The sequence below is a fragment of the Candidatus Pantoea communis genome (assembly GCF_011752685.1).
Taxonomy (GTDB): Bacteria; Pseudomonadota; Gammaproteobacteria; order Enterobacterales; family Enterobacteriaceae; genus Pantoea; species Pantoea communis.
In genome coordinates, this window is the sequence record NZ_VWXC01000004.1 from 268,202 (window position 1) to 279,382 (window position 11,181).

Annotated in this window: 11 protein-coding genes and 1 other annotated feature; of the genes, 6 read left to right on the plus strand and 5 right to left on the minus strand. The window is 51.4% G+C overall.

Going from position 1 to position 11,181, the window contains the following annotated elements; all coding sequences use genetic code 11:
- Window position 1: 1 nt before the first annotated feature.
- Complete coding sequence (gene rplS / locus F3J37_RS08440) at window positions 2–352, plus strand: 50S ribosomal protein L19 (protein ID WP_034822234.1); 351 nt, start codon at window positions 2–4, stop codon at window positions 350–352.
- A 57-nt stretch (window positions 353–409) separates the two neighbouring features.
- On the opposite strand, the gene F3J37_RS08445 is transcribed toward rplS, so the two are convergent.
- Complete coding sequence (locus tag F3J37_RS08445) at window positions 410–931, minus strand: GNAT family N-acetyltransferase (RefSeq protein WP_166932968.1); 522 nt, start codon at window positions 929–931, stop codon at window positions 410–412.
- A gap of 298 nt (window positions 932–1,229) precedes the next feature.
- Here F3J37_RS08445 and F3J37_RS08450 point away from each other — a divergent pair, with 298 nt between their 5' ends.
- Entirely contained in the window at window positions 1,230–2,309 is a 1,080-nt protein-coding gene (locus F3J37_RS08450) for a 3-deoxy-7-phosphoheptulonate synthase (protein WP_166932970.1), read from the plus strand.
- Window positions 2,310–2,315: 6 nt separating this feature from the next.
- Window positions 2,316–3,437, plus strand: coding sequence for a bifunctional chorismate mutase/prephenate dehydrogenase (gene tyrA, locus F3J37_RS08455; protein WP_058962335.1), 1,122 nt, complete (start codon window positions 2,316–2,318; stop codon window positions 3,435–3,437).
- Window positions 3,438–3,470: 33 nt separating this feature from the next.
- Here tyrA and pheA read toward each other — a convergent pair whose 3' ends face one another.
- The 4 genes from pheA to bamD form a co-directional block, all read right to left on the minus strand.
- Window positions 3,471–4,634 carry a bifunctional chorismate mutase/prephenate dehydratase gene (gene pheA, locus F3J37_RS08460; RefSeq protein WP_166932972.1) on the minus strand — a complete coding sequence of 388 codons (1,164 nt, stop codon included), beginning with the start codon at window positions 4,632–4,634 and terminating at the stop codon, window positions 3,471–3,473.
- Between the two features lie 22 nt (window positions 4,635–4,656).
- Window positions 4,657–4,781: a sequence feature (Phe leader region), on the minus strand.
- Window positions 4,733–4,780, minus strand: coding sequence for a pheA operon leader peptide PheL (gene pheL / locus F3J37_RS08465; RefSeq protein ID WP_100703679.1), 48 nt, complete (start codon window positions 4,778–4,780; stop codon window positions 4,733–4,735). Its footprint overlaps the feature before it by 48 nt.
- Before the next feature lie 97 nt (window positions 4,782–4,878).
- Window positions 4,879–5,205 (minus strand): ribosome-associated translation inhibitor RaiA, encoded by a 327-nt coding sequence (gene raiA, locus F3J37_RS08470; RefSeq protein WP_034822244.1) that lies wholly within the window; start codon window positions 5,203–5,205, stop codon window positions 4,879–4,881.
- A gap of 267 nt (window positions 5,206–5,472) precedes the next feature.
- On the minus strand, window positions 5,473–6,213 hold the full coding sequence (bamD, locus tag F3J37_RS08475) for an outer membrane protein assembly factor BamD (RefSeq protein ID WP_034822246.1): 741 nt from the start codon (window positions 6,211–6,213) through the stop codon (window positions 5,473–5,475).
- 130 nt (window positions 6,214–6,343) lie between these two features.
- Here bamD and rluD point away from each other — a divergent pair, with 130 nt between their 5' ends.
- The 3 genes from rluD (at window position 6,344) to clpB (ending at window position 10,744) form a co-directional block, all read left to right on the plus strand.
- Entirely contained in the window at window positions 6,344–7,324 is a 981-nt protein-coding gene (gene rluD / locus F3J37_RS08480) for a 23S rRNA pseudouridine(1911/1915/1917) synthase RluD (protein WP_034822248.1), read from the plus strand.
- Window positions 7,321–8,046 (plus strand): purine nucleoside phosphorylase YfiH, encoded by a 726-nt coding sequence (yfiH, locus tag F3J37_RS08485; protein ID WP_166932974.1) that lies wholly within the window; start codon window positions 7,321–7,323, stop codon window positions 8,044–8,046. Before rluD ends, yfiH begins: the two co-directional genes overlap by 4 nt.
- Before the next feature lie 124 nt (window positions 8,047–8,170).
- Window positions 8,171–10,744 carry an ATP-dependent chaperone ClpB gene (gene clpB, locus F3J37_RS08490; protein ID WP_166932976.1) on the plus strand — a complete coding sequence of 858 codons (2,574 nt, stop codon included), beginning with the start codon at window positions 8,171–8,173 and terminating at the stop codon, window positions 10,742–10,744.
- Window positions 10,745–11,181 lie beyond the last annotated feature (437 nt).

An 11,181-nucleotide genomic window follows, 5' to 3' on the forward strand; every position in this document is an offset into this window, starting at 1 on the left:
TATGAGCAACATTATCAAGCAACTTGAACAAGAGCAGATGAAGCAGGACGTACCTTCATTCCGTCCGGGTGATTCCGTGGAAGTGAAAGTATGGGTCGTTGAAGGTTCTAAGAAACGTCTGCAGGCATTCGAGGGCGTGGTTATCGCTATTCGTAACCGCGGTCTGCACTCTGCATTCACTGTTCGTAAGATTTCAAACGGCGAAGGCGTTGAGCGTGTCTTCCAGACTCACTCTCCGGTAATTGACAGCATTTCTGTCAAACGTCGTGGTGCTGTACGTAAAGCCAAACTGTACTACCTGCGTGAGCGTACCGGTAAGTCAGCTCGTATCAAAGAGCGTCTGGGCGCGTAAGCGACATCCCAAAGTTAATAGCAAACAAGGGGTTGGCCTAAGGGCCAGCCCCTTTTTTTATGGTCGCTTGAGATGGTAAATCGCGCTATTCACTGGGCCGCTATCAAGAATGATTAAACCATAGCGGCAATCGATAAACTCAAAACCACTGCGCAATGCCACGGCACGGCTGGCATGATTCTCCTCAGCAGCGATAATCTCCAGTAAGGGGATCTGCGCGTGCTTGAAGCCAAAGTCCACCAATTGAGCCACTGCACGTGTTGCGACACCTTGCCTTTGTGCATCGCTGCGAACCCAATAGCCTAATGCACTAAATTCCCCAAGCCGCTGTGCGAATCTGATGCCTGCGCCGCCGAGTAACCGATCATTGCTATCGACAATAGCGAACTCTTCCGCTTCACCGTTACTCCGCTGCATATGGGTGAAATTAATCCAGTTAGTGGCTTCCTCTGCCCGATAATCGTGATGCGCCCATACCATCCATGGCAGCAGGCTGTTGAGAGACTGATTGACCGCCGCAGTAAAAGCGCCAGCATCCTGTAGAACGAAAGGGCGTAAGTTGATGACAGAGGTTGACATCCTAAGATCCTGGAAAACGATGAATAACAAAATGTTAATGGAAAAAGAGGGGGTTGGCACTTTTAAATAAAAGTGGGGTGTAAAATAAAATTTACATAAATCAATTTGTGTTAGATGACCTAAATCACATTAACTTTATGTATTTAATGTGTTTTTAGTTTTGTTTTTGTGATGGTTATCAGCGGTGGTAATAAAAGTGTACATTCACGGATTGCAAGATGTACATGTTGTGGTACAGTAAGCGCCATCCTCAGTGAGGATCCCAAACCGCATACACGAGTTAAAAAGGATCGCCATCATGCAGAAAGACGCGCTGAACAATGTGCATATCGCCGACGAACAAATTTTAATCACCCCGCAAGAGCTGAAAGCGAAGTTCCCGCTCACTGCGGCGCAGGAAGCGCAGATTACTGCTTCTCGCCAGACCATTGCCGATATTATTGCTGGCCGCGATCCGCGCCTGCTGGTGGTCTGTGGTCCTTGTTCAATTCACGATACCGAAGCCGCACTGGAATATGCTCGTCAGCTGCAAACTCTCTCTGCACAGTTGAAGGATCAGCTGTATATCGTTATGCGCGTTTATTTTGAAAAACCCCGTACCACCGTTGGCTGGAAGGGGCTGATCAACGATCCTTACATGAACAACTCATTTGATATGGAAGCCGGGCTGCACATTGCGCGTCAGCTGCTGGTGAACCTGGTGGAGATGGGACTGCCGCTGGCAACTGAAGCACTGGATCCTAACAGCCCACAATACTTGGGCGATCTGTTTAGCTGGTCTGCGATCGGTGCTCGTACTACCGAGTCACAAACACACCGCGAGATGGCTTCTGGTTTATCAATGCCTGTCGGCTTCAAAAATGGCACTGATGGCAGCCTGGGCACGGCGATCAACGCCATGCGCGCCGCCGCGATGCCGCACCGTTTTGTCGGCATCAATCAGGCGGGACAGGTTTGCCTGTTACAAACTCAAGGCAACCCGGATGGCCACGTGATCCTGCGTGGTGGGAAAGCGCCTAACTATGGCCCTGAAGATGTTGCGCAGTGTGAAAAAGAGATGCTGAAAGCGGGACTGCGTCCAGCCTTAATGATAGATTGCAGCCATGGTAATTCTAATAAAGACTACCGCCGCCAGCCTGGTGTAGCCGAATCGGCTATTGCGCAGATTAAAGATGGAAATCGTTCCATTATTGGCCTGATGCTGGAAAGCAATATTCACGAAGGCAATCAGTCTTCTGAGCAGCCACGTAGCGAAATGAAATACGGTGTTTCCGTCACGGATGCCTGCATCAACTGGGAAACCACGGAAACCTTGCTGCGTGAAATCCATCAGGATCTGCAGGGAGTGCTGTCGGCACGTCTGTCACACGAGGAATAAAGAGTCATGGTGGCTGAACTGACCGCGCTACGCGATCAAATTGATGAAGTCGATAAAGCCCTGCTTGGGCTATTAGCCAAACGCCTTGAGCTGGTAGCTGAAGTAGGTGAGGTCAAAAGCCGTTATGGTTTGCCGATTTATGTGCCAGAACGTGAAGCCAGCATGTTGGCTTCACGTCGTCAGGAAGCTGAAGCGCTCGGCGTTTCGCCAGATCTGATTGAGGATGTCTTACGTCGCCTGATGCGTGAATCTTATGCGCATGAAAACGACAAAGGCTTCAAAACGCTCTGCCCAACGCTGCGCCCGGTGGTGATTGTTGGTGGGCGTGGCCAGATGGGGCGCTTGTTTGAAAAGATGCTCAATCTGTCAGGTTACCAGGTCCGTATTCTGGACAAGGGCGATTGGGATCGTTCTGAAGAGCTGCTCAAAGATGCGGGCATGGTCATCATTAGTGTTCCCATTCATCTGACCGAGCAGATCATCGCTGAACTGCCAACGCTGCCAGAAGATTGCATCCTGGTGGATTTGGCATCGGTGAAGAACCGTCCACTGCAGGCGATGCTGGCGGCGCATACCGGCCCTGTTCTCGGCTTGCATCCCATGTTTGGCCCGGATAGCGGTAGCCTGGCGAAGCAGGTGGTGGTGTGGTGTGATGGCCGTCAGCCAGAAGCCTACCAGTGGTTCCTTGAGCAGATTCAGGTTTGGGGCGCGCGCTTACATCGCATCAGCGCGGTCGAGCATGACCAGAACATGGCCTTTATCCAGGCGCTGCGTCACTTTGCCACTTTTGCCTATGGTTTGCATTTAGCGGAAGAGAACGTCAACCTTGATCAACTGTTGGCGCTGTCCTCACCGATTTATCGCCTGGAACTGGCGATGGTTGGTCGACTGTTTGCTCAGGACCCGCAGCTTTACGCAGACATCATCATGTCTTCGGAGAGTAATCTGGCGCTGATTAAGCGTTATTACCAGCGTTTTGGTGATGCGATTAAATTGCTGGAGCAGGGCGATAAACAGGCGTTCATCAAGAGTTTTGAAGGTGTCGCGCACTGGTTTGGCGATTACGCTCAACGCTTCCTGGTAGAGAGCCGAAGCATGTTGCGTTCGGCTAACGATAGCCGGCAATAAAAGAGAAGGCATCCGCAAGGATGCCTTTTTCATTTACAGTCGCGGTTCCACCGGAACAACATTTTCACCCGGATAGCAGCCGAGTACTTTCAGAGATCGCGTCAAATCACGCAGCTCTTTCAACGCCAGCTGCATGTTCTCCGATTGCAGATTGCCCTGCACATCAATGTAAAACATCTCTTCCCATGGGTTGCCGTTAATTGGGCGGTTTTCTAGTTTGCTCATGATCAGATTGTGATTACGCAGCACCAGCAGAGCCTCAACCAGTGCACCAGCTTGCTGACCGGTAGCCATAATCAATGTGGTTTTGGCTGGTACCTGGCCAGAAACTTCAATCGGCTTACGTGCCAGCACAATGAAGCGGGTATGGTTTTGTTGCTGGTTAGCTAAATTCCGTTCTAACACCTGCAGACCATACAGCTCACCGCCCGCTTCACTGCCCAGAGCCGCCACTTTTGGTGAACTCATCGCCGCGACCTTTTCCATTGCCGCTGCGGTGCTCTCGGTATATTCGATTTTCCATTGTGGGAACCGATTGATGAACTGGCTGCACTGCTGGAATGGCTGAGGATGGCTATAAACCGTTTCAATTTGCTGTAAGTCGGTATTGCCGTTGACCAGCACACAGTGTTCGATTGGGATGGTCAGCTCGCCAACGATGGAGAGCGTGGTTTGCTGCAGCAGGTCATAGACGTCGTTAATCGAGCCTGAGCTGGTATTTTCGATTGGCATCACGGCGTAATCGGCCTGGCCACTCTCCACCTGATGAATGATGTCATGGAATTTTAGGCAGCCCATCTCAACCATGGAATCAAAATGACGTGTGGCGTATTTACGCGCCGCGAGGTGAGAGTACGAACCCTTAGGACCCAGAAATGCGATGCGCGGCGCGTGTGCGTGCGGGTGGTTTAAGTTTTTCTGCAGCAGCGCTTGCTGAGTCAGTACCGAATCTTCAATCACCAGTTGGAACAGACGAGTAATGTAGTGCGCATCAAGCTGGTGCTTTTTGCCGAGTGAGATCAGGTTTTCCAGCAGTGCGCGTTCACGCTCAACATCGCGAATCGGGCGATGGGTCGCGAGCTTTGCTTGCGCCACCTCAACCGCCAGCGAACGGCGTTCAGATAACAGCGTTAACAGCTTTTCATCAACGGCGCTGATCTTATCGCGTAATGCCAGCAGCGGATTTTCGGGATTCATAGGGCTCACCTGTAAAATGTCCAATAAAAAAGCCTCCCGTTTGGGAGGCTTTGTTGTTCGTCTTCGCATTCATTTTCACATGACGAATCGCCTCCCAATCAGGGGAAGGTAAAAAAGAATGCGAAGAAGAACGGTAGATGTTTCATGTGTGATTCCAGCAATAAAGTGGATTGAGAGTAACCGCAGTGATTTAAAGCTGTCAATAAAAAACGCGCCCGCAGGCGCGTTACTGGAAAAGGTCTATTTATCCCGCAGGGGTGAAATCTTTCATACTGCTGGTTGCGCGGCGCGCTTCAGGTTTGTGCTGCGCCTTATTCAGTTGTCGCTCCAGCTTGGCAATCAGATCGTTGATAGCCGTGTACATATCTTCGTGTTTCGCGCTGGCAACCAGCGTGCCGTTCGGTGTGTTAATGGTGGCATCAGCCACGAATTCTTTCGGCTCTTTCGATAACACGATGTGCGGATTTATCAGGTGAGTTTGCCACTTTTCCAGCTTGGCGAGACGGTCTTCGACATGGTTGCGGATAGCCGCAGTGATTTCCATTTGTTTGCTGGTAATGTTCAGAATCATAGTTAAACCTCTCTGTCATTTCCGTCTGGGTAGGACCAGCATACCGCGTAAATCAGGAAAAAGTGTGATGTAGATCACATTGAAATGTCACTTTTTGTCAATGCCAGTGAATTGTGAGAAAGGCTCATAAAATCGCGGAAAATGCTTGAAGGGCAGGGATGAAAAGAGCAAGATTGATGAGTTAACCGCAGCGAATAATCAGCAATCTGGCTGAATTTTCGGCAAAAAAAAGCAGCCATCAAGGCTGCTTTTTTATTGGTAGTAAAATCAGGACTGATTATTTGTCGCGATGATCTTCGCTACCTTATCCGCTTCTGCGGTTAACTGCAGCTGGCGGTAGGCATTTTCCATCAGCGGCAGCGCTTTGTGCGTTGCTTCGGTATCCGGGAAATCTTTCATCATCCCTTCAACACGGTTAACAACGGCGACATAGGCCCCACGCTTGGTATAGAATTGCGCCACCGAGAGTTCATACTTCGCCAGACGCTCTTTCAGGTAGGCTAAACGTTTCTGCGCATCCTCAGCATACTGGCTGTTCGGATAGCTGCGCAGCAACTGTGAGAAGTCACGGAAAGCATCACGAGCGTGCGTCGGATCACGATCTGAACGATCGATACCGAAGAAGCCCTGCAGTGCAGAGTCATCCAACGCCATATCCGTCAGGCCTTTCATGTAGATGACGTAATCGATGTTTGGATGAGTCGGATTCAGGCGCATAAAGCGAGCGATAGCGGCTTGCGCCAGTGGCAGATCGGCATTTTTGTAATACGCGTAGATTAAATCCAGCTGTACTTGCTGCGAATAAGGGCCAAACGGGTAGCGGTTATCCAGTGCTTCCAGTTGCTTAATCGCCGCTTTAAAGTTACCGTCCTGCAGCTTTTGCTGGGCTGTAGCGTAAATTTCAGATGGCGGGCTGTCCGGAACGGGATCCGATGAGCCGGAACAACCCACCAGAGCCAGGCTCAGGCTCAATGTGGCAGCAGCCACCAGATGTTTCATACGCGTCATGACGAAATGATTATCCTCAAAGTGTTGTAGCGGAAGCTGTCCGTATAGCTCCCGGTTATGACCTGGTACGATAGCACATTATATTAAACGGCATCGCCGTGAAAACCCAACGTTAACGAAGAAGCTGTATATGGCACAACAAGTTCAACTCACCGCAACGGTGTCCGAAGCACAGCTTGGACAACGCTTAGATCAGACTTTGGCGGAATTGTTCCCTGATTATTCACGTTCCCGCATAAAAGAATGGATCCTTGAGCGTCGCGTCAGCGTCAACGGCACCATCATCGATAAACCGAAAGAGAAAGTTTTCGGCGGTGAGCAGGTGTCTATCGATGCTGAAATCGAAGAAGCGCAGCGCTGGGAAGCGCAAAACATTCCCCTGAACATCGTTTATGAAGACGATGATATTCTGGTCATCAACAAACCGCGTGGCCTGGTGGTGCATCCTGGGGCAGGTAATCCGGATGGTACGGTCCTGAATGCGCTGCTTTATCATTACCCACCAATTGCCGACGTCCCGCGTGCTGGGATCGTCCATCGTCTTGATAAAGACACAACCGGTTTGATGGTGGTGGCGAAGACCGTTCCCGCTCAGACGCATCTGGTAGAAACGCTGCAACTGCGCGAGATTACCCGTGAATATGAAGCGGTTGCGATTGGCACCATGACGGCAGGCGGCACGGTTAATGAGCCGATGGCGCGCCACTCCACCAAACGCACCCACATGGCGGTACACCCTATGGGTAAACCCGCGACCACGCATTATCGCATCATGGAGCATTTCCGTGCTCATACGCGTCTGCGTCTGCGTCTGGAAACGGGTCGTACTCACCAGATTCGTGTGCACATGGCGCATATCAACCATCCATTAGTGGGTGATCCGCTGTACGGCGGTCGTCCGCGTCCGCCTAAAGGTGCATCAGATGCGTTCATCGCCGCGCTGCGCGGTTTTGACCGTCAGGCGCTTCATGCCACCATGCTGCGTCTCTACCATCCCATCACCGGCATTGAGATGGAATGGCATGCGCCGTTGCCGCAAGACATGGTCGATCTGATTGACGCGCTGAAAGCCGATACCCATGAGTTCCGCGATCAAATGGATTGGCTATGAGTGAGTGGATCATTCCTGACTGGCCTGCACCGCAGCGCGTTCAGGCATGTTCCACCTTGCGACATGGCGGTGTTAGCACTGCGCCCTGGGATTCGCTGAATCTTGGGGCGCACGTTGGCGATGCTGAAACGCATGTCTTGCAAAATCGTCAGTATTTGAAGGATAAGCTGCTGCCCGCCATGCCGCAGTGGCTTAATCAGGTGCATGGGCAGGACGTTGTGCGTTTGCCTGCGGACGAGTTATTACCCAATGCAGATGCGGCCATCACCCGCGAATCCGGTGTAGTCTGCGCCATCATGACGGCGGATTGCTTGCCGGTGTTGTTTTGCAGTGATGATGGCAGTGAAGTGGCCGCTGCTCACGCTGGCTGGCGTGGTCTGTGTAACGGCGTGCTGGAACAGACGCTGCAACAGTTTCGCTCACCAGCCCGTGAGATCCACGCCTGGCTTGGACCCGCTATTGGCCCGCAGGCATTTGAAGTCGGTGCTGAGGTGCGTGAAGCCTTTTTGGCGCACGATGTACAAGCCGATGCGGCTTTTCGCCCGGTTGGTGACAAATTTTTTGCGAATATCTGGCAGCTAGCGCGTCAGCGACTTCAGGCCGCTGGAGTGCATTCTATCAGTGGTTCACAGCGTTGCACTTTCACCGAAGCCAATGATTTTTTCTCCTACCGACGAGATGGAATCACCGGGCGTATGGCAACTTTGATTTGGCTGAGATAATCTTACGCCGCAAGACGATCCAGTAGCGTATTTTTTGTTCGCAACACAGGTCATTAACCTTGAAATATTTGAGGGATGACCTCATTTAATCTCCAGTAGCATTTTGACCTGTATTGGAGGAATCATGCGTCTGGATCGTCTTACTAATAAATTCCAGTTGGCCCTTGCCGATGCTCAGTCCCTTGCTCTGGGACACGACAATCAATTTATCGAACCCCTGCACTTGATGAGCGCTTTGCTCAATCAGGAAGGCGGATCGGTGCGTCCGTTGCTTAGCGCAGCAGGTGCCGATGTGGCTGGTCTGCGTACCAGCATCGAACAAGCTATCAACCGACTGCCGCAGGTAGAAGGTACGGATGGCGATGTACAGCCTTCAGCCGATCTCATTCGGGTCCTGAACCTGTGCGACAAACTCGCGCAAAAGCGCGGCGACAACTTTATATCATCTGAATTATTTGTTCTGGCGGCCCTCGACTCTCGTGGTTCGCTGGCGGACCTATTGAAGTCCGCTGGTGCAACCACCGAAAAACTCACTAAGGCCATCGAGCAATTGCGGGGAGGAGAGAACGTGAACGATCAAGGGGCTGAAGATCAGCGCCAGGCTCTAAAAAAATACACCATCGATCTGACCGAGCGCGCCGAGCTTGGCAAGTTAGATCCGGTGATTGGTCGTGATGAAGAGATTCGTCGTACCATTCAGGTATTGCAGCGCCGTACCAAAAACAACCCGGTATTAATTGGGGAACCCGGCGTAGGTAAAACTGCGATTGCCGAAGGGTTAGCGCAGCGCATTATCAATGGTGAAGTGCCAGAAGGATTGAAAGGTCGCCGCGTGTTGGCCCTGGACATGGGTTCGCTGGTGGCGGGTGCTAAATATCGTGGTGAGTTCGAAGAGCGCCTGAAAGGTGTGCTGAGCGATCTGGCAAAACAGGAAGGCAACGTCATTCTGTTTATCGACGAGTTGCATACCATGGTTGGCGCGGGTAAAGCCGATGGCGCCATGGATGCCGGTAACATGCTGAAACCTGCATTAGCGCGTGGTGAGTTGCACTGCGTGGGTGCTACCACGCTGAATGAGTATCGCCAGTTCATTGAGAAAGATGCGGCGCTGGAGCGTCGTTTCCAGAAAGTCTTTGTGGCTGAACCGAGCGTGGAAGACACCATTGCTATTCTGCGTGGCCTGAAAGAGCGCTATGAGTTACACCACCATGTGCAGATTACTGACCCGGCGATTGTGGCAGCGGCCACGTTGTCGCACCGCTATATCTCCGATCGCCAGCTGCCAGATAAGGCAATTGACTTGATTGACGAGGCTGCATCGAGCATTCGTTTGCAGATGGACTCGAAACCGGAGTCGCTTGATCGTCTGGAACGCCGCATCATCCAGTTAAAGCTGGAACAACAGGCACTGAAGAAAGAGTCGGACGATGCCAGTATTAAACGTCTGGAGATGCTGGAAACGGAACTCGATCAGAAAGAGCGTGAATACGCTGAGCTGGAAGAAGAGTGGAAAGCCGAAAAGGCCTCTTTAACAGGTACGCAGAACATCAAGGCGGAACTGGAGCAGGCTCGTCTGGCGATGGAACAGGCGCGACGTGTTGGTGATTTGGGCCAAATGTCCGAACTGCAGTACGGTAAAATTCCGGAGCTGGAAAAACAGCTCACTATTGCGACGCAGTCTGAAGGTAAAACCATGAAGCTGTTACGTAACCGCGTAACAGATGTGGAAATTGCTGATGTGCTGGCACGCTGGACCGGCATTCCAGTAGCACGAATGATGGAAGGTGAGCGCGAGAAACTGTTGCGGATGGAGCAAGAGCTGCATGCGCGCGTGATTGGCCAGAACGAGGCGGTTGATGCGGTATCGAATGCGATTCGCCGTAGTCGTGCGGGTCTGTCCGATCCTAATCGCCCAATTGGCTCGTTCCTGTTCCTTGGACCAACCGGTGTGGGTAAAACCGAGCTGAGTAAAGCGCTGGCTAACTTCTTGTTCGACAGCGACGATGCCATGGTGCGTATTGATATGTCCGAGTTTATGGAAAAACACTCGGTGTCACGTTTAGTGGGTGCACCTCCGGGCTATGTCGGTTATGAAGAGGGCGGTTATCTGACAGAAGCTGTTCGTCGTCGCCCTTATTCCGTGATTCTGCTGGATGAAGTCGAAAAGGCTCATCCGGAAGTCTTCAACATCTTGTTGCAGGTACTGGATGATGGGCGCTTGACCGATGGCCAGGGACGTACGGTCGATTTCCGTAATACCGTGGTCATTATGACCTCTAACCTTGGGTCTGACCTGATCCAGGAACGTTTCGGTGCGTTGGACTATCCGGAAATGAAAGATATGGTGATGACGGTAGTAGGTTCGCATTTCCGCCCAGAGTTCATTAACCGTATTGATGAGGTGGTGGTGTTCCATCCGCTTGGCGAGCAGCATATTGCTTCTATCGCGCAGATTCAGCTGCAGCGGTTGTACAAACGTCTGGATGAACGTGGCTACCAATTGCATATCACGGATGCAGCGCTGAAGCTGTTGGGTGAAAATGGATATGATCCGGTATACGGTGCACGTCCATTGAAACGCGCTATTCAGCAGCAAATTGAAAACCCACTGGCGCAGAAGATTCTTTCTGGTGCTTTTGTTCCGGGTAAAACCATTGAAATGGATGTTAAAGACGATGTCATCGTCGCACATCAGTGATGAGATTTGACGTAAACGGGCCTTCGGGCCCGTTTTTTTTGCCCGATTGATGCCAATTCGTTGCTAATTTCAGCGCATTGACCGAAAAGTGAGCGGTCGTGCAAAAACTTTAAATTAACGCTTGTCAGTCCATCAGAAATCCCTATACTGCGCCACCACTGAGACGGCAAAGCGGCAACGCAGGCGGCTCAGCAGGGAGTGAAGAAATTCATCCCGCCGGAGAAAAACGCTGAAAAAAGTGTTTGACTCTGAAGGAGGAAGGCGTAATATACGCCACCTCGCAACAGCAGCTTAAGGCGCTGATTGCACCGCTCTTTAACAATTTATCAGACAATCTGTGTGGGCACTCGCAGGATTGATATCAGCGTCTCCGGACGTAAAAAATATCAAGTCTCACGAGTGAACACATAATGAAATTCATTATGACGTTTTACAGA

Excerpts from the sequence above, each read along its gene's own strand:
- rluD (WP_034822248.1), top strand. The coding sequence starts at position 6,344 with ATGGCACAACAAGTTCAACTCACCGCAACGGTGTCCGAAGCACAGCTT.
- raiA (WP_034822244.1), bottom strand. The coding sequence starts at position 5,205 with ATGATTCTGAACATTACCAGCAAACAAATGGAAATCACTGCGGCTATC.
- yfiH (WP_166932974.1), top strand. The coding sequence starts at position 7,321 with ATGAGTGAGTGGATCATTCCTGACTGGCCTGCACCGCAGCGCGTTCAG.
- F3J37_RS08445 (WP_166932968.1), bottom strand. The coding sequence starts at position 931 with ATGTCAACCTCTGTCATCAACTTACGCCCTTTCGTTCTACAGGATGCT.
- F3J37_RS08450 (WP_166932970.1), top strand. The coding sequence starts at position 1,230 with ATGCAGAAAGACGCGCTGAACAATGTGCATATCGCCGACGAACAAATT.
- tyrA (WP_058962335.1), top strand. The coding sequence starts at position 2,316 with ATGGTGGCTGAACTGACCGCGCTACGCGATCAAATTGATGAAGTCGAT.
- rplS (WP_034822234.1), top strand. The coding sequence starts at position 2 with ATGAGCAACATTATCAAGCAACTTGAACAAGAGCAGATGAAGCAGGAC.
- pheA (WP_166932972.1), bottom strand. The coding sequence starts at position 4,634 with ATGAATCCCGAAAATCCGCTGCTGGCATTACGCGATAAGATCAGCGCC.
- clpB (WP_166932976.1), top strand. The coding sequence starts at position 8,171 with ATGCGTCTGGATCGTCTTACTAATAAATTCCAGTTGGCCCTTGCCGAT.
- bamD (WP_034822246.1), bottom strand. The coding sequence starts at position 6,213 with ATGACGCGTATGAAACATCTGGTGGCTGCTGCCACATTGAGCCTGAGC.